The following is a 22,091-nucleotide window of genomic DNA, read 5'->3' on the forward strand; positions in this document are numbered from 1 at the left end:
AATTAAAAATTAATGATTTAAAATTAAAAGTTATGGCACAGAATTACACTCTCATGGCTCGTAAGAACCTGTTGAAACCTAATGAAACTCCGAAGTACTATGCAGTGGCGCGTAGCGGTCGTAAAGTGACGGTCAAAGAAGTTTGTAAACGTATCACTGAACGTTCTTCTTATTCCAAAGGTGAACTAGAAGGTTGTATCGGTGAGTTTTTGCTCGAAATCGTCAATGTACTGGAGGAAGGAAATATCGTCCAGATGGGGGATTTGGGTAATTTCCGTATGAGTATCAAGACCGGTACTCCTACCGATACGGCAAAGGAATTCAAGGCATCGTGCATCAATAAGGGCAAAGTGCTCTTCTATCCGGGTAGTGATCTCCGCAAGTTGTGTAAGACGTTGGATTATACATTATATAAGAGTGATTCTTCCACTGATTCGGATAAAGATCCGCTTCCTGATGATGGCGGTGATGATAATCAGGGAGGTTCCGGCAGCGGGGAAGCTCCGGATCCGGCAGCTTAATCCGTCAGTTACGGGTTGGTTATTGAGTTTATGATGTATCAGTAGTATTTATTCTTTAATTCAAATTTATATGAAAAAGCAACTTTGGAAAAACATTCTCCAGTTTGTCGTGACTATCGCGACTTCAATCATTTCAGCTATCGGTGTAACGTCCTGCGTGGGGCATTAATCTCCTGCTGACCGATATGGAATATTCAGAAGAAAGCTATCTCCCACGTGAGATTAAGTTGTTGGTGATTCATTGCAGCGCAACGCGCTGCAATGTTTCCTTCACCGTAGAACAGCTTCGACAATGTCACCTGCAACGAGGTTTCAAAGATATAGGGTATCATTTTTACATCACCCGTAACGGGGAACTTCATCATTGTCGCCCGGTATCGGAGCCCGGTGCGCATGTGCGAGGTTTCAACCGGCATAGTATTGGAATTTGCTATGAAGGTGGTTTGGATGAAGAAGGTCGTCCGGCGGATACGAGAACACAGGCGCAGCGCTTCGCGCTACTTGACTTGTTGACGATTCTCAAACATCAGTATCCGGATGCGCAAATCCTGGGACATTATCAGCTTAGTGCTTCGATCCATAAAGCTTGTCCTTGTTTTGACAGTCAAAAGGAGTATATGGATATATAAAAAGAACTACGGGAGCTGGCGAAAGTGCAGTCTCCCGTAATTCTTTTTTATGTTTATATCATTTATAGTTCTCCCGGCTTTCCCAAGTAATAGGTAATAAGCCGTACTTCTCTCACAGAAAATGCCTTTGTCTTCGGATGAAAGTCCGTAGATAGTATCTCATTCATCAGCGGCTTGCATCTCCGCATCCACCTCCGGAGTTTATTGACCGAAGCACGAATTGTCAAATCCGGAAAATACATCTGGGCCAACTCTTGTTTATTATAACATTTCACTATAAAATCTGAATGTTCCATCGTTTCCTTATTACTGTTTTCTATGCTATAAAGTTACAAATATTTCAACATATAAACAAAGAAATCTGATATTATTATCCAGTATTATGAGAATAAAAAGAAATATCAACGATCTTCACAGACAGTTGATATAGTGGGAAATTCACATCGGCTTTAACCTCCGATGTCAGGGCGTAGATCAGAAATGCACCGTCGTGCTATTTCCAATCCACAATGTAGGAGAATCATGCTTTTTACAGCATGAAGCTAGGGACCTACATTTTTTCATCTCACATGCGAAACACTCACGTGTTTATTACATCTCAACATTTTCAACATTTATTTTATACCATATCTTATTTTCGTCAGTTCATTGTTATAATTATCAAACAGCTATTCTTTATAACAATTTGCTTTTAAGTCTCTATTACTCCAAATGGCCCACTAAACAATTCTCTTTCAAATCAATTACTATAACAACCATACTGAATTTAAATATCTGAAAATCAACACTTATTCTTAACTTTCATATTACGATTTTAGTTCTTTGTACAACTCTAATGCTAATTCGATTTCTTTATCAAGTGTAAACATATCAATGACACGTTTATGAGCTGCAACTCCATATTGCATTCTTAAATTGTCATTTTCAAGTAAAACATCTAAAGCTTCTGCGTATTTTTTTTCACAGACATAAGGTACTTCAATCCCTGTTACTTTATCAAGAGATACCCAATTTACTCCTGACCCCTCAATATAAAAAGTCACAGGAACACATTTACAGTACATAGCTTCAGCCAAAGCAAGTCCGAAAGCTTCCATTTTTGGTAATTGATGGAAAAGCAAAAATATCAGAAGCATACAAATAATACTTTAATTCACTATCAGTTATACGCCCTATAAAAGAAATTCTGTTACTGTTAGATTCATGCATTAATTCTGGTGTTAGAGGCCCTTCACCTGCAATTACAATGTGGCAATCATTACGAATGTATTTCTCTGCTTTTATTAAATATTTTAATCCCTTATACTCTACATGACGCCCTACAAAGAATATTATTTTTTTATTCTTATACCTTTGTCTTATAGAATCGACTTTTACTAAATCAGAAGGTTGTAAAACAAATTTTTGAGGAATAATTGCACTTTGTAACACATGCACTTTATTCTTAAAAGGCAATAAAGGTCTAGAAGACTCTTTATAATTAGGGCTAGTTACTAAAATTAAATCTGCACGTTGCAAAAGTTTTCCTTCAGTCCATTTTATAAAAGGATATATTCGCTTCTGATTTACAATATCCAAATGCCAGTGTAAAACTAGTTTAAATTTATTAGATGTTAACAACAATAACGGATATATAAAAGGATTAGGGCAATGCACATGAACGAAATCAGGCCTGTATTTTTTCAATATTTTCTTTAATAAAAAATAATAAGAAAAAGAAATTGATTGTTTTGCCAATTTAAAAAGACTTCCTGCTCTATAAACTTTTATTCCATTTACAATCTCTTCCTTATTTTCTCTTTCGGAGTTAAAACATAGTACAATATTATTAAAATCATACATACCCTCTGCTAAATACTGTGCAGTAACTTCAACCCCACCTATATAAGGGTAATAATATTTTGATATATGTAAGATAGTTTTCATATTTTAATGCCACTTATACCACAATTCTTAGCAAATTGCATATCACTATCACTATCCCCCACCATCAAACAATCTTCTCTTAAAATGTATGGATAGTCACGCAATATTTGTAAAAACATACCTTTGTTTGGTTTTCTATTACTATCAGTGTCAGTTAAGGCTGTACAATAATATATTCGATCGATGCGTCCACCACAAGCTTCTATTTCATCAATCATTCTCTCATGAATCTGTTTTAAATCAGCCTCTGTCATCACTCCTTTACCTACCCCACGCTGATTAGTTACAATAAATATATGTTTGAAGAACTTACACCATACTGCCAAAGCATCCAATACACCTGGAAGAAATTCAAATTCCGCCCAACATTTTACATAATCATTTGGACGCAACTTATTTATTACTCCATCACGATCAAGAAGAAGTATGTCGTACCCCGTCACATCAATGTCTAATAAAGTCATATAGAAAATTTAAAAAGAGAAGAAAAATCATGATTTGCTTTTTGATAATCTTCCGGAATACCAATGTCTATAAAATATCCTTCTTGTACAAAACCATAAATACATCCTTTTCCACTGTTAGGCTGTAATACTTGAGTTTCGAATGAAAACTTATCTGGAAGATTATCAAAAAAGGGAACAACTTTATTCAATACATAAACTCCTCCATTAATCTGTCCATTTTCACAATACTTTTTTTCCTCAAATTCTTGTACCTCATTATTAAGTCCACATTTTATATTTCCATAACGGTCAAAAGCAGTCATTCGTTTCAAAGCTATGGACAACAAAGAGTTGTAATTATTATGTATTCTCAAGAAAGCATCCAAATCAACATCAAAATAAGTATCACCATTTAGTATGATCGCTTCTGTACCTAAAACCTTATTCATGGCTAACTTTATTCCACCACCTGTACCTAAGGGTTCCTCTTCAACAACATAATCAAAATCAAAAGGATATTCATCTTTATATTTTTCTATCCACCTAAATACAACCTCACGAAGATATCCTACAGACAATATAACACGATGTACATTGTAGTGTGTTAGGTATTTCAACAAATACCATAAAAATGGTTTTCCGGCTACAGGAGCCATACATTTTGGAACTTCATTCACAACTGTGCGAAGACGGGTTCCCAGCCCTCCAGCCAATATAATAACTTCCACTATTCCATCATTTTTAAATTTCCAAATATATTTTCTTCAACAATACAACAAATGATATGCCCTATCAATGTTTGACACTCTTGAATGCGAGGTGTTTCCATACTAGGTACTTTTATTACAATATCAAATTCATCCATCTTACAGGGAGAGGATCCGGTTAAAGCAATTGTTATAATACCCTTTTCCCGACATACAGGTAAAGCCTTAACTATATTTTCAGAATTTCCAGAAGTAGAAATTCCAATAAAAATATCTCCTGTATTTCCTTGTGCCTGAACTTGCCGGGCAAATAATTTATCATAACCATAATCATTACCAATAGCAGTAATTATAGATGTATCTGTAGTAAGTGCGATAGAGGGAATACCAGGACGATCAAAATAAAACTTACTAACAAATTCGCCTGCCAAATGTTGAGCATCCGCCGCACTACCACCATTACCAGCAAAAAGAGTTTTATGCCCCTCCCTATAAGCTTTTGTACAAACCTCCGCAGCATAGGCTATTTGCCTTAAAACCTGTTCATCTCGTAACAATGCTTCCTTCACACATGCAGAAGCTGATATTTGTTTTCTTACGATCTCAATTGATTCCATTTTAATTATATCATTTATTTATAAACTTTGTCCGTAGGATAAATCTTCCATCCATGTGCACCACCATCACTGAATTGAAATGGCATAACAAAGCCATTCAATGTCCTCAAAGCCTCTACTACGTTTTTTTTCTTGTTGGTTCTACAATGAACATAATAAAACCACCTCCACCAGCTCCTGAAACTTTACCAGCCATAGCTCCTGCAGCTATGGCTGTATCGAAAGCTTCCTGTATCATTGGATTTGTTATAGCATTTGCCATTTTTTTCTTATCCTCCCATGCCTCTCCTATAAGTCTAGCAAACTCTGTCATATCACCTTTCAATAAAGCTAATTTCATATCAATGGCACTCTGCTTTATTCTATGCATTGCCTCTATTGCCGTTTGATTTCCCGTTGTCGTATTTTTCTTCTGCTCATCAATAATAGAAGCACTACTACGAGAAACACCTGTAAAATATAATATCATGGAAGCTTCTAACTCATCCACAATCCAACGTTTTATTTTTAGCGGATTGACAATCACAAGATCATTTTGGAGAAATTCCATATAATTAAATCCGCCAAAAGCAGCAGCATATTGGTCCTGCTTTCCACCACTTAATCCCAGATCTTTACGCTCTATTTCATAGGCAAGGCGTGAAGTCTCATAGTCACCAAGTGGAAGACTTAACCATTCAATAAATGCCTTCAGTATACATACTACCATTGTAGATGATGTTCCCAATCCAGATCCTGCCGGTGCATCATTATAAGTTGTGATTTTGAAACTCCGCATCTCCAAATTATAAGTTTGAGCTATACGATTATATACCCCTTTAATTAAGCTTGCTTCACCATCAATCTTCAAAACTTTGGTTAATGGATAACTTTTGTGACAATGTGCATCAAAAGCATTTATTTCTATCCGTCCATTTTCTGTTTCTTCTATAGTGCAATACGCATAGAGATTAATAGTGGCATTAAGTATCAGCCCACCATATATATCACTATAAGGGGATACATCACTACCTCCTCCTGCTAATCCAAGACGAAGAGGAGCTTTACTACGAATTATCATAAATATGTATTTATTTTATCGAATTACGATTTTAGATGATTTAGCTCTTGTTCAAACCTCTCAACAACAGCTTTCCATGTAAAATTTTTCCGGATATTTTCATAACCACATTTTCTTATTCCTTCATAATAAGAAAAATTCTGCAATGCATTTATGCAAATATATGCAAAATCAGTCGCAGATTCAGCTGTCAAGAGCTCTGCCTGATTCCGAAAAATAGTTCCTTCAATCCCTTTAACTGTTGAAATAACTAATTTACCATACCCCAAGGCCTCTAAGACCTTCACTTTCACTCCACCCCCGTGATTCAATGGTACTACAACCAAATCTGTTTGTTTATAATAATCTTCTATCGCATCCACTGTACCCGTTACGACTATATTAGAATTACTCTCTGACAAGTTTAATAAATTTTTAGATGGATCTTTACCTACAATATAAAACTTGGATTCTGGGATTTCTTTTTGAATAATAGGAAAAACATTATTGGAAAACCAAATGGCAGCTTCTGCATTTGCAGGATATGACATCTTTCCAAAATATGAAATGATATTTTGATTATCTTTATTCTCCTCATACCGATGTACCTCTGCACCTACAGGCACCAACAAAGTATTGACCTTTTCAAATTTTTTTTTCAAAAAAGCTTTATCTTCAATAGAAACAAATGTAAATAACTTAATATTCAGATTTCTATAACATCTTTCCTCAAATCTATATAACCTTTGTGCCTCTACACTGTAGAGTATCCTCCTTAATGGGTTATCAATACTCTTAGCTAAATTATGTAGTGTTACATATTCTATATTATGCTGATTTAAAACCAATTTGTTGGAATTAAATATTTTCTCGCTAATATTGCCTAGCATTTGTGGAAAATCGACTATTACCCAATCAATCTTTTCATTTTCAAAGCATCTTTCAATATCATACTTCATTGATGTTAACCACCGAGATACACATACAAAAGGAGCTTTAAGCAATTTAGATAAAGCAAAATACTTATTTCTTTTATATAAATGTACTTCTTTACAATATTTCAACAGATCAGATGCATACTTATATTCATCATCACTATCTATCACACAGAAAAAATATATTTCATTATTCTGCGAGAGGTACTCCAATCTTTTCATTATCCCTATCCTTCCCCCTGTATTAGCAGGATATGGACATTCCGGTGAAACCCAAATCATTTTCATATTATCCTCTCATTTTTGGTAAGATTTATCTTTTGTTTTTTTATACACATCAATGTCACTGTTTTGTATTTGATGATTTACATAGAACCTTCTGATTACTAGAAAAATTCCCCCATCGTATTTTTAGGTTTATCGATTTATAATCATTTTTTATTCTTATATGAACAAAAAATAAAGCAACAACACAATAATCCAACCCAGATGAGAATAATAGTTGAACAACAATTAAAATCAATAGTATCCTGAATAATGTATTTCCTTGCCCAATATTAGGTCTAGAGCAGCTATAAAGTTTTACATAGTTTTTAATGAAGAAGTATGTTCCTATTATTCCCCAATATATACTACTTTGCCCAAGAAAAGACTTTGCTGACACAGCATTGTCATCTCCACTAGTTGCTAAACTGATTATTTCATCAGGACGCAATGGCATATTTATCATATCAATGAGGAATAGATTATTTCGCATCATCTCTGGGAATAAATACATATATGTCTGAAATCCAGTACCGAGCGGAAAACATATACCAATAGAATAACCTATAAATATTGAATAGAATCGTGTAACTACAGATGTATAATTTTCCAAATCATTCATAGAACTTTCTATTAATTTAGGAAGAATGAATGACGCTACATAGCCCCCACCAATTACAAATCCTGTCATTACTAGTAATCCTCTAAAACTAAACATATATTTTGCCCTCTGAAAAAAAAGCAAAATCCCAGAAATACATATAATCGCCAATAATGTCTTTGAACCAGATAAAGCAATATGTAGTCCTGCACATATCAATACCACCCCCAACAGAAATTTACTTTGTCGTATATAATAAGTATAAAACACTGACAATACAAAAAACACTTCTAACATTAATGCTGTTGCAGAAGATTCTGGAGTAAGCAATCGGATTCTATAATATATATCAGCGTGTAGTGTATGAAGATATGTAAATGCAAAAGGAGATTGGTAAAATTCTATCAGTAATATTATCGTTAAACCAATAAATCCCCAAAAGAAGGGTTTTAAGATTCGCTCTATAGTATAATCTCCTGCAATATTAATCAATAGTAGTAAGTAACAAATATAAGCTTGAAAAGTAAGCCACAGCTTCACAAATTTCACGAATAATGATTCACCCAATTGCGTATAACCAATATTAAATATTGGATAAATAAAAAATGCTATTAAACTCAAAAGCGTTGTAATTTTGATAAGAAAACTGAATCTCCTAACAAAACTATCTGTTCTATTAATTCTATTTGTTAAAGCAAACAATATATATAAACAAAGGCTAATACTCGGCAACATTGACTCACCAAAAGCTCCCAAGTAAGTCGATAAAGGAGAATCTGTATAAAGTGTCAGAAATATAAGAAAGCTATATAGCCAATATAATTTATTATTCGTATCCAACATTACCATCCACTTATATCATCAATTTGATATATTATAAATTTTATCCAAAAGCAACTTTGGCATTATATGTTTCATTATATTACTAACATAAAAATGGAACAAATCAGAAAAATACAACCAATAGCGTTTAAAAAAGAATACCCAAACTGTTTATGAATACCTAAGACTTCTTTTCTTGATTGAGAATAATTATTATGTGTCGCTCCATTATCCAATTCAACTAAGCTCATTGGGATGCCAACATGAACAAATTTTCTTCCTTCCCAAAAACAACCTAATAGAAAATTATAATCAGCTGCTAACCTCCATTTCAGATTAAATCCATCTTTCATTATTTGCTTCCGAACAAAAGTACTCTGATGACTAAATACCATATGATTTATAATCTGTTGAATATTACCTGCTTCTACCATACGCTTGCCAAACTTATATTTGTAAACTACATCTCCATAAAGAACATCCACATTATCATGGAAGCTACTTTCAAAACACTTACTCAAGACCTTATTATCTATAAACTGATCTCCAGCATTCATAAAATTCAACCAGTTTCCTGTTGCTTTTGATATACCTTTATTCATAGCATCATAAATTCCTTTGTCCGGCTCACTCGTCCAATATGCTAACCTATTAGCATACTTTTTGATAATATCCAATGTCCCATCCTTACTACCACCATCAATGACAATATATTCCACTTTATCATACCTCTGGTCCAAAACGGACAACATAGTTTCCTCAATACTTACAACAGCATTATAACATACTGTAATTACTGAAATAATTGGTGTATCCATAATCTCAAAATTCTCTGCTAATATTATTAGCCACATTTAAACATCCATCCTATCTATTCTAAGGACCCTATTTTATACTCTCCTTCAGCATTCTAGAATTACTAAGTACTAACCTGTATGTGTTTACTCCAGAAAATATCAGATTCCCATTTTTCAAAAGCATGGCACCCGAATGGCAACTTCCCATTTAAATCATATAAATAAGATGGATTCACTTCGAAAGAAAAGTAGGAAGCTTCTTCACATGATGGTAAATTTGCTCTTACCCTCCATGCATGCAATGCCCATTTACTAAAATAGAAGTCCTCATTCACCCTACCTGATTTAATGAAATAGCTCAATGTATTCCTAAAACCTAATGTTTTAATACATGTTTTACACAAAACAAGTAATAATAAATAATATTTACCCCTATTACCATTTATCTCTTCTGTTGAATACATTTCCCACAAATATCTTGTAGTTAAATAAGGAAGCCATTTCCATCTTTCAAGTAATTTTATGCAATACTGTATTCTACGTAAAGAAAATCCACCATTACCAACAGCCACCATCTCTTTGCTATACAAAGGATTTGTCCCTTTAGAAGATATATTCTTAAAAAAGGGACTACCAATATAATCATATCCTTTCTCACACCACATTTGCAATTCATTACGGAAAACCCATGCGTCTAACTGGTATATAAGCATGTAATCATAATTACGAAATGCCGAATAAAAATCAATATTATAACACAGTTTATTGTAACCTTCTACAGAAGTAAAAAAGTGACGCTCAAAACACTTTACACTAATCTCTTTAGAGTATTCTTTTCCTATCCCCATATAGACAGTTAAATCCAATTCCTCATAAGTTATTAGGCATAAATCAAAACTCTTAAGAACTCTAATACATTGTCTAAAAGAAGCCACCTCTGTTACTTTAGGAGCAGATTTATATACAGGAATAACAACAATGCAACTTTTCATTTCTTTATCAAGTCTCTAATAAACTTAATCCCTTTTTCACCAACTGTACTTTTTATCCCCTCTTTAATTTGATGTTTCATAGAAGCTACATTCGCCATTATCTTCAAAGCTTCATTCTCATCAATATCCCGAGTAAAAACCTCAAAAACACAAGAATTATTAATAACCGGATTGACAAAAGCTTCCATGTTGGCTAAAAAGTCTCCTTAGTATTTGCTGTAAGATAGTCCATACCTAAATTACAAGCATAATCACGAACAAGTGTTGGTGACTGATTACCATAGTGTCCAGCTGCTGCAATATATTGATTTACATTTTCTTCAAATATATGACCAGGATTCAGATGATGAGTAAACTCACATCCCTTACCGTTATTCACTAAAAGAATACGCAAATTATTTCCTAAATGTCTATTGCCCAGCGCATTCATATCATAAAAAGAAAGCCAAATCACCTATAACACAAAAATGAAGTTTATTCGGATTAACAAGCGATGCTCCTAACAAAGAAGATAATATACCGTCTGTACCAAATCCCCCGACATTACTTGCTGACCGGATTGAGTTTGATACCTCAAAAAAATTCCATGAACGAAGCGAAGTCAGAATGCCAAAATGAATAATTGAGGACTCCGGTATTTTAGGTGCCAAAGTTTTTGCCATCCATATATTGGAAAGAGGAAGTTCTGGTAATTCATCATACATTTTATTATAATCCGCCCGGCATTCTTGTATAAAAGAAATACCCGGACAACAATCTTTGTTTGCGTAGGATTCAAAAAAATGCTTATCACTCATTTCAAAAAGATAAGTAAGCTTACCATAACGGTCACGCAATTGTCCATCCTTATTTACACGCCAGACCTCCTTAGCATAAGCTCCCATATTGAAATGGTCACCTGAAATTTCACCTAAATGGATAAGTAAACGAATATTATCTAAACATTTAGCTCCTTTCAAGGAAAGCAGTGCATCCAACTGTCGAAAACACCCTTTGTAACCACTTGTATGATCACAAAAAACGACTGCATTGTGGTTTTCGCAGAAACGGTCAATACTCATTGTTGCATCTTCGGTAAACGTTCGATGGGAACCTATAAATATAGCTATCCGACCTTGTGGCAAGGTAGGTAATTCATCATCATACGAAATACGTTTTACTACTTTTACAGGAGACAGACAAGTCACCGAAAGATCACGGCTATACACCGTTTCCAAATTTATATGCGCAGGACCTCCACCGTGGAGTGTCAAAGCCGAAATTGCTTGGTTGATTTTCAGCGCAGCACTATCAGCATCTTTATCATCACGAACTGTAGGTATATAAGTACTAAACGTTAAAATATCATTCGGATGCACACTACGATCGGTCACTTGGTCATATAAATTACCCAAACGACGTAAATCCTGGGTTCCTGTTACTACCAAAATAGGCAATTTACGATAGTATGCTTCTGTCAATCCAGGCATATAATTACGAGCTGCTGTTGCTCCTGTACAAGTAATCATGACAGGTTCACCCGATTCCTCTGCCATACCGCAGGCCATATAGGCCGCAGAACGTTCATCTACCGATGAATACATTTCAAAACTTCCATCATACATTAATGAAGCATTCAACATCATATTTGTGCCACCTGGTGAAGTAATAACCCGCTTTATATGATGCTCTTTAAGTAACTTAACGAGAATCTGTATTCCTTTTTCACTTGAATAATGAGTATTCATACTTTTTCTGATTATGTATAAAAAATGGTAAATGTGTGATCTTTAGCATTAAATCAGCTAAGCTCTTTTATTTATGTTTCATTTGCTTGCAGAATAATGCGATTTTTCCCACAGAAACAGGACAGAAACGATACATAAAATAATGTAATCTTTGACTATTAGTAGCAAACTGACTCAAAGACATAAACTCATGTGAATAATGATCATGAATTCCTTCTGCCCTACAATCTAAATAATTAAATTTTGGATTATCCAAGAATGAAGTAATACACTTGGCAAGTCCCTCTTTGGGGTGTATAAATTCATAACCTCCTACTGCTTCTTTTATCTTAGTATTATCAAACTGACGATTATAGTGAAGATCATACAAAATTTGGTATTGTGCTATATTCACATCAAGTTGAGGACAGCGATCTATTTCCACGACATTAGGACGATACCCCATTTTATTTTCTAAAACATTTAAATAAATATCCAGTACATCCATCCATTTAATATTTTTGCTAGTAACTATATTAAAAGTATCTCCCATTGCCTTTTTATTCCCTATCAGTTTGGCAATACAAATAGCAACATCTCTAGCATAAGTAAGAGTCGTAGTATGGCTCATAACATCCATAGGTATAACCGCAGAATGTCCTTGCAGTATGCGCTGAATAAACGTCTCTTTATCTAGTGCCCCCAACTGTAATCGGATTTCACTATAAGTTTTATATGGACGAATAATTGTAAAATTGGATTTGCAACTATTTCGAAGTAAATCTTCCTGACGGGCTTTACAAAGAGCATATTCGTCAGTTGCCAAATATTTCTTATCTGTAGTAACATCAAGTAAACGCGGCGATTCTTCTGTAATCAATGCCGCATCTGCATAAACACGTGAAGTACTAAGATAAAAATACTGGTCGGTATTATTAAGATATAACCAATATCTATTATTAAACTCCACTGTAGTATAAATCATAAAGTCAATAATAACATTGTAGTAGTTCTGTGCCAATAATGACTTTACAAAAGAAATGTTATGAACGTTACCTTTTATATAATGTATATTTGTTCTATCAGCTAACTCCTGTCGTGAAGTAACATCCACTTTCATACCAGCTTCTGCCAAAATAGAAACCAAATGTGTCCCCATTGCCCCAGTACCCCCTAAAACTAATACTTTCATATTTATCCTATTTTTTCAATTTACCTATCTTTTCTACAAACAGTGATTCAAAATTTTCCACAAGCCAAGCAATAAAAGAACCTATACCAAATATCAAATAACCAAACCTCCCCCCTAAAACGTCTTCGTTTATATTGAAAGGCCGGGTATAACCACAAGTTTGTGCACTTCTAATAACTAAATGGTGACAGATAATAAAAAACATAGCTACCAGCCTCAATAATTCTAAATTTGATTTTCTTAAATTATTGTGCCTAAGTATTTTCTCCTTATTTTTCATTAAAAAGCATTGGTTAATTATTCTTCAATAGCATTTCTTAGATAAGCAATGCATTCTTCTCGGTCATGAATCACTTTTAAGTTTATCAACTTATAAGAAATAGGTTGATAAAGTTTCAAATCTTTATTCTCATATATGCGATGATCCAATCCATAATGCTCAAGAACATCATAAATACGCGAATTTTGAGATTTCTCATCTGCATCTTGAAAACGTTTCAAAGCGATAAAGTCTTTCTGCAAATTGATAGAAAGTGCTATCGCATGAAAAGAATCGGTACAAATGCAAGAAGCACAAGACAGCAAACGAACAAATTCCTTAGGTCCAGCAGCATTGTATATTTGTGCATGAGGTAATTGCATATGTTTATTTTCCAAAGATGGAATAAGAATAACTTTTTCTATACCTAAGTGCTGTTTTATATCCTCCACTTGCTGTTGATACGAAGAATTATTACCCACAAAATAGCACAAAATAAAATGAGACGGCATTTCAATCTCAATATCAGCCGTCATTGCAAAATCTAACCATTGAGTAGATGAAAGTAAAAAAGTCGGGTCAGCCACTTGAACAATATCAGTTCTTTCCAACAATTCACCAATAATGGGAACAGCAGTACTTTCACGCACACCAATATGGCTAAATTTTGCAAGCAATTCCTTTACAATTGATTTATACGCTTGAGGAAAGTCCCCCGTACCCATACTCGAAGCATAAGCAACCCTTTTGACGTCTCCTGCAAAATCTAAAAAATAGAAAGGAGCAAAACCATTATAACAATTCCAAATCTGATCACTGCCAGTAATAAATATCTGCGTTTCTTGGAGCAAACATCGATACTGTCTATAAGTCTTAATTATCTGGTGACAATAATTCTTTTTATTAAACTGGCGTATTTTTTTCTGCTTCTTTGAGAAATATTCTCCTTTGATTATCTGTGAAAATAAAATTCGATTAAGTCTCAACCATTTATAGATTCGCCCCCGAAAACTGAAATCATCGGGTGTAAAACAATGAAGTATTGATACATTATACCCCATTTCACTAAGCTTCATATGTAGTGCATACGACTGTAAACTTGTACCAAAATTACCAGTACCAAGCCAAGTAACAATACAAACTTTCATCTATTATTCCTTGCTATCAATATGATATAACTTATTCCTTATAAAGCCTATCACCTGTACACGTTCAGACTTCTGCATACCTATATAAAACATAGATACTACTAGTGATAAGGTACTCACCACTCCAACTGATATCAAACGTAAAAATCCTTCATCCATAATATTAATTAGTATTATCGGCAATATAAATGATAATACTGTAACGAGAACGATGCGCCCTATCACCTGCTTCAAGAAAATCTTAATAGGAAAACCGATTTGTTTATTCATAAGAATAAGACGTACATAAACAAGACAAGTGTAAATTACGATATATGTTACATAAGCCGAATATGCAGGCCATCCCAAATAAAATAAAAAGTATGAAATTGGAAATACAAGTGCTCCTATTAAACTCATATATATATAGTATCTCCGAATATGACCTATGGCTTGGGCAAGAATTGTTAAAGGAGCCCCCGGAAGATCCACTAATATTCCCAACATCGTTAGCTGCCAAAACACAACTGTTTGATCCGGAAATTCTTTCAACCACAAATGAAATATATAATTTGCCTCTAATACAAATGGTATGAAAAAAAAAAGCATTAAACAATATGAGTACTTAGCTCCTTGACGTACCGTAGAAAAGCAAATATCAAGATTATTATCTGCATAAGTTTTAATAATCTGGGGATTAAGCGCAGTTGTAAAATTATTAACAAATTGCCGAACTGCATTACCAGCCTGATTAGCGATTCCACGAGCTGTATTAATAGTTATTCCAAAAAAAAGATTAGATAGAATATCCACCCCATTCGTATTAAACAAATAAGCTCCTGTCCCTAAGAAATTCCACCCCGCAAAACCTAACATATTCTTCAACAATGATTTGTTCAACACAAATACATATCTACACTCTGTGAATTTATGTGTGCAATACCAACCATAGATCAGACGTATCAATAATGAAACCAAGGCAAGAAGAAATGCATAAAAAATCAATTTATCAATAGGTGATATAAACAATAAATAAACAACACCTAATTTCAATGACGCTTCTAATAAAGATATATATGCAAACACATCCATCTTTTCATAGGCTACAATTAAAGCATTATATGGTAAACTAATGAGATTGACAACAAATGTAAATAACGAAAACTGCATAACCCAATTTGCAGCATACAGTCTATCCGATGGAATATTCAATCGATAATTTAGAAACCATACACCAACTAATTCTACCACCAGAACTATTATAAGAGAAATTATTATTTGTATATTAAGGCTCATAGAAAAGACTGTACGTAACCTTTCCATATTATGGCATCCTAATTCAAATGTGATATAACGTGTAATGGAATTTGATAATGATGCAGAAAAAACAGAAAACATCACAACAAATCCTCCAACCACATTATAAATACCATAATCTTCTATTCCCAATACATCTAAAATTACTCTTGATGTATATAAACCGACACACATGACAATAATTGTGCGTACATATAGTAATAGCGTATTCTTTACTAATCGTTTATTGCTATGACTTTCCATAAATTAATCATAAACATATCTTCTTGTAGACACATCTAGGTAGCTATAATCCTAATTTCCATCTTAATACGCATTTTTCTCCCCCACAATCACATTTGCTACAGTTTTATAAATGATATATAAATCAAGCAATATTGTCCAATGCTCCATATACCAAATATCAGCCTTAACACGCCCCTCCATTTGTGACAGCTCTTTGGTTTCCCCACGAAACCCATGTGTTTGCGCCCATCCTGTAACTCCTGGCTTAATGAAATGTCTCACCATATACTTATCAATCAGTTGTGCATAAGTCTCTGTATGAGCAAGCATGTGAGGGCGAGGCCCCACTATCGACATATCACCTTTAAATACATTAATAAACTGTGGAAGTTCATCAATATTAGAACGCCGGAGAAAGTCTCCGAACCGGGTTTTTCGAGGATCATCTACAGTTGCTTGTTTACTATCAGCCTCTTCATTCACTTTCATAGAACGAAATTTATAACACTTGAAATCTATACCATTTAAACCAGTTCTCATTTGTTTAAAGAATATAGGACCAGGAGAAGTTAATTTAATAATACTTCCCACAATAAGATAAACAATTGGAAAAATAGTAATCAAAAAAATTCCAGATAACATAATATCAAAGACTCTTTTAATACACGATTTTCCATTTTACTTAGAGGTTCATAGCGTAAATTCAAAATCGGCATATTTCCTACCATGCTATGCCAAATTCGCCGAGGAAATCCTTTACAAACATTAGGAACACCATGAAAATAGAGCAAATGATTCTCGCAATAATTCATAATAGAAAAATTATAGCGGCCTTGATCCATTGATAAGGAACAAAACACATGCTTTATAGATGTGTCTCCAGACATAAAATCGGCAAAACTATCAGGACTACCCAAGTAAGGACATTGAGATGAAAGAGCATCATTAGGTCCAATATCAAAATAGCCAACTACTTCATAAATAGATGCCAAAGAACTCTCCATTTCCTCATATAACATCTGCATATTATTGCCTCCACCTATAAAAACAGCATAACGTTTATGCTTCCCCTTAGCACAATAACTAATTAGAGAATGACGAATAATAATGCGATAGATACTCAATACAACAAAGAGAATAAAAAAATAGAAAACAAAGAAAAGAGGAGAAATAATAGAAATTCCGCTGAAAGTCATAATGCATGCCCAAAATATTGAAAATGTTATAATATTCTTCAGTACACGCAACACTAGTTGATCCGCACGGATTTCTCTACTATCCCAGGCTTTTCCACGGGATGCAGAACATGCCAAATAGCAGAGACTAAGCGAAGTCATCATCAAAGAAACAGTACAAGAAAAAGGCGAATATATAGACGCTTTTTCCCAAAAAAGAAGGAGTTGAAACAAGCTAAAGTTTAAAATAATCAAATCTCCCAGAACTGCTATTAATTCTACTACTTTATTTATCTGGTTAGTTGACGCCATTGTCACATTACTAATGAATATTAAGCTCGTATTTTAAAAAATTTATTAAAAAAATCACTCCCGAATAACTTCCAAAATATGGCAAAACAAATAGATAAGAAAATAAATGCCAAAACATATATTTTTTACTGATCCCCGAAGGGGTCAATGGTACCACAGCAGGCTCTACTACAGCAAATACAGGTTTCTCTTCCTGAACTTTAGCCCTGGCAACCTGAAGCTGACTTGCCACCTGACTATATACCTGATAAGCCAGGCTCATATCGTTCTGTAGCCGTTCCTGTTCGGCACGGACACTCTGCAATATGATATTATCATGAGAATCTATATAACTAGCATATTCCTTCTGAGCAATGTAATACTCTTGCCGACGTTCTTTGAATAGTTTTTCCAAATAAATACAGTCTTCTTTCGCTTTGGAAGTACGATAATCAATGATATATTCCTGTAATTTTTTCACAACAGAATCAGCAACGACTGCAGTTACTTTAGGATTTTGTAAGGTTACAGCAACCGTAGTCATAGATGTTTTCTTATCTATAGTAGCAGTAATCATTTTCTTTAAAGTTCTAATTTTCTTCGACTCTTTTTTTGATAGTTCAATTATACCTAAATTAGTTCTGCCTGAAAATGTCGATTCATCCTCTTCACTAAACAAAGACTTTACTTCATCAATTACCATACTCGGAAGTCCAATTATATAGCTCCACCAAGGAAGAGATTCCTTATCCAAATAAGTATTCAAAGTTGAGTTTTCATCTTTCGATACAGGTATTTCCATTGTAGAAAGTTCCAATAAAAAAGGAGTAGAGGAGACGATATCTGCAGATAAAGAAGCATTCAAAGCATCAGTACCATCACCCATAGTTACTCCACTACCTAGAAAAGAAGCTGCCAAACCAGATAAACCACCTTCTTTAGAAGTACCCATCTCTGGAGATAGAGTTACTTCAACTGTGTACTTTTTAGGAATACTTATTGCTATAATAACGCCAACCATTAAACCAATGCCAGCAGCTTTATAAATTGTCTTACGAATAGCAATAATCTTACGAAAAATCTCCATCAAATCAATTTCGATTACTTCATCCGTATGATTATTATGTTTTTGTTTTATTTCTTTTCCAGATTCTCCTTCTATCATAGTGATATAAGCTGTTATTCCTTTATTTTTTTATCAAATTGGCAATAGAAGCAACCATCATTCCTAAAGTGCTGAATGTAGTAGCATAACCTAAAATATTGCCAATATTACTTTTCTTCTTAGCTTTACTAGGCACAATTATCTCACAACCCGGTTCAATCTGCTTCTTACCACTACCTTTAACCTTAGTCACCTGACCATTCATATAAACGATGAATTTCTTACTCTTCTTCGCATTTTCAGAATAACCACCAGCTTGATCTAAATAGTAATCAACTTTTTTTCCTTCCATATAAGAAACAGTATTCGGAACCATTACGGCACCATTAATTGTAACCGTATTATTGTTTTTCGGGATAGAAATCACATCACCCTCACGCAAGACAATATCTGCTGTACTTCCAGGATTCGCGAGTGCCTTTTCCAAGTCAATACCAACACTAAAGGTATCTTCCACACGAACACCCAAAGAGTCCATCATAGCTTCACCCAACTGCCTGCTCATCAAGCGGACCACATCACCCATGCGTTTCTTTTCACTTGCATTGGCTACGCGAGTCAATTTGGCACCACGTAAGTAGGCATAAGTCGTTGCACCTCCCGCTTTATTGATTAAGTCAGAAAGACGTTCTTCACGACTGGTCATTGCATAAGAGCCTCCGAACAGAATTTCACCTTCAACAACTACATTCTGTTGAGCCTGATAACCCGGACTACGACGTACATAAACTTCATCATAAGGTTGAAGGACAAAGCCGGGAGTGCCATCCACTATAAAACCTTCTTTCAGGGAGAATGTATATATCTGGCCGATAGTATCGTTGTCTACTGTACTACGAGGATTCTTAATTCTACGGGATACATCTACACGGACTACAGAAGCGGCTTCACGTAATCCACCTGCTTGAATAATCAAGTCTTCAAGGGTCATGTTATCAGCATAAGGATAAGAATCCGGTTTGGCTACTTCACCGTGGATTACGACGTTGCCCCTGTCTTCCAGGTCATGAATACTCGGAATATAAAGGATGTCATTTTTCATCAGTATGATGTTTTGGGAAGTACCGTCCATGATAGCTTTAATGTCTACTGGAACAACTTCGGTAGTCAAGTCTTCACGCTGACGGTAGAGAACGGCACGGTTCAAGAAGGCATCACCGGTCAGGCCTTGGGCTTCGTTTACCAATTCACGAACAGTATTCAGTTTTCCATTCAGCTGGTAGATACCGGGACGATAAACGGCTCCACGGATTTCAAGTTTATTGATGAAGCGGTTAAGGATGGCTTCGGCGGTCACAACATCACCGTTTCGCATTTTATAGACACTATAGTCAAGGTCTTTGACCGTATTTACTTCATATTCCTGTCCGTTCTGACGTACGACACGTAAGGAACGGGTGTAGGCGTCGGCCTCAAAGCCACCGGCATAGCTGATAAGAGTGGATAGGCTTTCATCCTTTTTCATTTCGAAACGCATTGGCCGTTTCACTTTTCCGTCGATCTTAACCAATACGTCATAGGCGGGGACAATCACTACATCGCCTTCCTGAAGGCGGATGTCATCCTGAATGTTTCCTTTCATGATAAATTGGTAGACGTCGATCGTGGCAATATTTTTGCCGTTACGTACCAGCTGGACATTGCGAAGGCTTCCTATGTCACTGACTCCACCAGCACGATAAAGCGCATGGAAGACTGTGGCAAAAGAAGAGAGGGAGTAAGTGCCCGGTTGGACAACCTCACCCATTACATTGATCTGGATAGTACGTATGCTGCCCAAAGTCAGACGGATGTCAGAAGTGGGATCATTCGTATTATTAAGACCATTATATATCTTGTTTAATGTTTTTTTGAGATAGTCGTTGGCTTCAGCAATGGTTAGTCCGTTCAGGTTGACAGGACCTATTTTCTGAATGTTGATCGTGCCGTCAGGAGAAATATGCTGACGGATAGTGTTCTGGCTGGCTCCCCAGATGTCGATAATCACTTCATCACCGGGACCCAGACGATAGCTTAAGGGAGTGGCGATGTTGACGCTGGGTTCAAAAGTCAGATTACGGGTGTTGAAGATGTTTCGTCCGAAAACCTGGTTGCCACGTGCGAGGTCTTGAGTGCTTGGGTGGTCTTCCAGCATATCGGAAGTATTTTCTTTCATTTCCTCACGCAGGCGTGATTCATTGACATCGGTACCTGTTGCATTGGAAGCATTGACATTGTTTTGCTGCTCATATAGTTGCTTCACACGCGTTGCCTGCTCTTTGGTCACGCCTTTGCGTGCCAGTTCGGAGGCTAGTTGCTTTTGTTCTTTACCCTGGCGGATGCCGTCCTTGACATATTCAAGAACTTGGGAGTCGCTCATATTTTGAGCCATTAAGGGAGAACAAACTCCCAACAGCAGAATGAATAGAAATACGTTAAAGTTTTTTAGTATCGTCATTGGTAATCTTTGTAGGTTCTACATAACCGATTGGCATATCGACACAAGCACAGCCAAGCATATTTAAACGAACGGCAATCTTACTCTTTCCGGCTACAGTCACAAGTTCGCCGACAAGCCCGCTCAAAGGACCTTTTTATGACACGAACTTTCTCACCACGCGCCAGTGGAGTATCATTCATACAGACTGCTTCTTCGGAATAATCGAGCATAAAACGGAAACGTGCCATCTGCTCGTCAGGAATAACGGCAGGAGTACTCTCTCCACGCATCACCATATAACGGCTGACCGTAGAAAATGAAAGAACTTCCACACGTTCTTTTGGATTGACATGTACAAAAACCATCATTGGGAGTAAGACTGTATTAACCATCTTACGACGGTCGCTCCATTGATGAATTTGCTGCTGAACGGGAACAAAAGAATCAATTCCCATTTTAGATAAACGTTCGGCAACTTTCTTCTCATGATGCATTCGAACAAATGCTACATACCAACGTTTTGAGTGTGCTACGCCTTCCCCTGTCCCACTACTAGGCCCGGCATTTGCTGATTTCGGTTTCGTTAAAATCATATTTTTTTACCCCATGTTATTCCGTTACTTCTTAGGTAACGGACAATATATTTAGACTACAAAGATTGGTAAAAAAAATCGATTATGAGAATATCAAAAACAAGGTACCAAACTTCTTTTTACCTTTTTCTTAAAATATGCAACATGAATCTATCTGAACATGAAGGATGACATCTTCATGTTCAATAGATTTTATTACATAAATTCAAGAATGTTAATATTGAATGTTAGGTACTTGTTTTATTTCCTCATAATCGATTTTTTATCTTTTTCCACAACATGTGTATGCTAAATGTGTGTTGTCCGTTACCTAAGAAGTAACACTA

At 35.3% G+C, this 22,091-nt stretch carries 21 protein-coding genes and 4 pseudogenes; 3 read left to right on the forward strand and 22 right to left on the reverse strand.

The annotated features are described in order from the left end of the window. Window positions 1–32 precede the first annotated feature (32 nt). The 3 genes from NXX38_RS21990 (at window position 33) to NXX38_RS22000 (ending at window position 1,150) form a co-directional block, all read left to right on the forward strand. Window positions 33–521, forward strand: a complete 489-nt coding sequence (locus NXX38_RS21990) for an HU family DNA-binding protein (RefSeq protein ID WP_148367888.1) — start codon at window positions 33–35, stop codon at window positions 519–521. 70 nt (window positions 522–591) lie between these two features. Then, window positions 592–690, forward strand: a complete 99-nt coding sequence (locus NXX38_RS21995; RefSeq protein ID WP_258981134.1) for a smalltalk protein — start codon at window positions 592–594, stop codon at window positions 688–690. Between the two features lie 16 nt (window positions 691–706). Next, window positions 707–1,150, forward strand: a complete 444-nt coding sequence (locus NXX38_RS22000; RefSeq protein ID WP_195650444.1) for an N-acetylmuramoyl-L-alanine amidase — start codon at window positions 707–709, stop codon at window positions 1,148–1,150. Window positions 1,151–1,212: 62 nt separating this feature from the next. On the opposite strand, the gene NXX38_RS22005 is transcribed toward NXX38_RS22000, so the two are convergent. The 22 genes and pseudogenes from NXX38_RS22005 to NXX38_RS22100 form a co-directional block, all read right to left on the reverse strand. Continuing rightward, entirely contained in the window at window positions 1,213–1,446 is a 234-nt protein-coding gene (locus NXX38_RS22005; protein WP_258981136.1) for a DUF4248 domain-containing protein, read from the reverse strand. A 510-nt stretch (window positions 1,447–1,956) separates the two neighbouring features. Continuing rightward, window positions 1,957–2,247, reverse strand: a complete 291-nt coding sequence (locus NXX38_RS22010; protein WP_258981138.1) for a glycosyltransferase — start codon at window positions 2,245–2,247, stop codon at window positions 1,957–1,959. Further along, the gene (locus NXX38_RS22015) at window positions 2,219–3,076 is read right to left on the reverse strand and encodes a glycosyltransferase (protein ID WP_258981140.1); all 858 of its coding nucleotides are present in this window, start codon (window positions 3,074–3,076) and stop codon (window positions 2,219–2,221) included. Before NXX38_RS22015 ends, NXX38_RS22010 begins: the two co-directional genes overlap by 29 nt. After that, window positions 3,073–3,540, reverse strand: a complete 468-nt coding sequence (locus tag NXX38_RS22020; protein ID WP_258981142.1) for an HAD family hydrolase — start codon at window positions 3,538–3,540, stop codon at window positions 3,073–3,075. The genes NXX38_RS22015 and NXX38_RS22020 overlap by 4 nt, the downstream gene beginning before the upstream one ends. Continuing rightward, on the reverse strand, window positions 3,537–4,250 hold the full coding sequence (locus tag NXX38_RS22025; protein ID WP_258981144.1) for a nucleotidyltransferase family protein: 714 nt from the start codon (window positions 4,248–4,250) through the stop codon (window positions 3,537–3,539). Before NXX38_RS22025 ends, NXX38_RS22020 begins: the two co-directional genes overlap by 4 nt. Then, window positions 4,250–4,846, reverse strand: coding sequence for an SIS domain-containing protein (locus NXX38_RS22030; RefSeq protein ID WP_258981146.1), 597 nt, complete (start codon window positions 4,844–4,846; stop codon window positions 4,250–4,252). Before NXX38_RS22030 ends, NXX38_RS22025 begins: the two co-directional genes overlap by 1 nt. A 14-nt stretch (window positions 4,847–4,860) precedes the next feature. Beyond that, window positions 4,861–5,906, reverse strand: a pseudogene (locus tag NXX38_RS22035) (dehydrogenase). 23 nt (window positions 5,907–5,929) lie between these two features. Then, window positions 5,930–7,108, reverse strand: coding sequence for a glycosyltransferase family 4 protein (locus NXX38_RS22040; protein WP_258981148.1), 1,179 nt, complete (start codon window positions 7,106–7,108; stop codon window positions 5,930–5,932). Window positions 7,109–7,163: 55 nt separating this feature from the next. Next, the gene (locus tag NXX38_RS22045) at window positions 7,164–8,528 is read right to left on the reverse strand and encodes a hypothetical protein (protein WP_258981150.1); all 1,365 of its coding nucleotides are present in this window, start codon (window positions 8,526–8,528) and stop codon (window positions 7,164–7,166) included. Between the two features lie 74 nt (window positions 8,529–8,602). Further along, complete coding sequence (locus tag NXX38_RS22050; RefSeq protein WP_258981152.1) at window positions 8,603–9,325, reverse strand: glycosyltransferase family 2 protein; 723 nt, start codon at window positions 9,323–9,325, stop codon at window positions 8,603–8,605. A 101-nt stretch (window positions 9,326–9,426) separates the two neighbouring features. Beyond that, window positions 9,427–10,296 carry a DUF5672 family protein gene (locus tag NXX38_RS22055; RefSeq protein WP_258981154.1) on the reverse strand — a complete coding sequence of 290 codons (870 nt, stop codon included), beginning with the start codon at window positions 10,294–10,296 and terminating at the stop codon, window positions 9,427–9,429. Beyond that, complete coding sequence (locus NXX38_RS26830) at window positions 10,293–10,484, reverse strand: hypothetical protein (protein WP_309600943.1); 192 nt, start codon at window positions 10,482–10,484, stop codon at window positions 10,293–10,295. Before NXX38_RS26830 ends, NXX38_RS22055 begins: the two co-directional genes overlap by 4 nt. Window positions 10,485–10,489: 5 nt before the next feature. After that, entirely contained in the window at window positions 10,490–10,726 is a 237-nt protein-coding gene (locus NXX38_RS26835) for a hypothetical protein (RefSeq protein ID WP_309600944.1), read from the reverse strand. A 1-nt stretch (window position 10,727) separates the two neighbouring features. Further along, window positions 10,728–12,023 (reverse strand): thiamine pyrophosphate-binding protein, encoded by a 1,296-nt coding sequence (locus tag NXX38_RS22060; RefSeq protein WP_309600945.1) that lies wholly within the window; start codon window positions 12,021–12,023, stop codon window positions 10,728–10,730. Window positions 12,024–12,090: 67 nt separating this feature from the next. Then, window positions 12,091–13,194, reverse strand: a complete 1,104-nt coding sequence (locus NXX38_RS22065; RefSeq protein WP_258981155.1) for an NAD-dependent epimerase/dehydratase family protein — start codon at window positions 13,192–13,194, stop codon at window positions 12,091–12,093. A gap of 7 nt (window positions 13,195–13,201) precedes the next feature. Further along, on the reverse strand, window positions 13,202–13,474 hold the full coding sequence (locus tag NXX38_RS22070) for a hypothetical protein (protein ID WP_258981157.1): 273 nt from the start codon (window positions 13,472–13,474) through the stop codon (window positions 13,202–13,204). A 17-nt stretch (window positions 13,475–13,491) separates the two neighbouring features. Next, complete coding sequence (locus NXX38_RS22075; RefSeq protein ID WP_149967996.1) at window positions 13,492–14,601, reverse strand: polysaccharide pyruvyl transferase family protein; 1,110 nt, start codon at window positions 14,599–14,601, stop codon at window positions 13,492–13,494. A 3-nt stretch (window positions 14,602–14,604) separates the two neighbouring features. Next, entirely contained in the window at window positions 14,605–16,140 is a 1,536-nt protein-coding gene (locus NXX38_RS22080) for a lipopolysaccharide biosynthesis protein (protein ID WP_258981160.1), read from the reverse strand. 63 nt (window positions 16,141–16,203) lie between these two features. Further along, window positions 16,204–17,609 (reverse strand): annotated as a pseudogene (locus NXX38_RS22085) (undecaprenyl-phosphate glucose phosphotransferase). Window positions 17,610–17,629: 20 nt separating this feature from the next. Then, a pseudogene (locus tag NXX38_RS22090) lies at window positions 17,630–18,753 on the reverse strand (Wzz/FepE/Etk N-terminal domain-containing protein). Between the two features lie 22 nt (window positions 18,754–18,775). Next, on the reverse strand, window positions 18,776–21,190 hold the full coding sequence (locus NXX38_RS22095; protein ID WP_258981161.1) for an SLBB domain-containing protein: 2,415 nt from the start codon (window positions 21,188–21,190) through the stop codon (window positions 18,776–18,778). Next, window positions 21,168–21,765: pseudogene (locus NXX38_RS22100) on the reverse strand (UpxY family transcription antiterminator). The gene NXX38_RS22095 and the pseudogene NXX38_RS22100 overlap by 23 nt, the downstream one beginning before the upstream one ends. Window positions 21,766–22,091 lie beyond the last annotated feature (326 nt).

Source organism: Bacteroides sp. BFG-637 (assembly GCF_024793605.1).
Taxonomy (GTDB): domain Bacteria; phylum Bacteroidota; class Bacteroidia; order Bacteroidales; family Bacteroidaceae; genus Bacteroides; species Bacteroides vicugnae.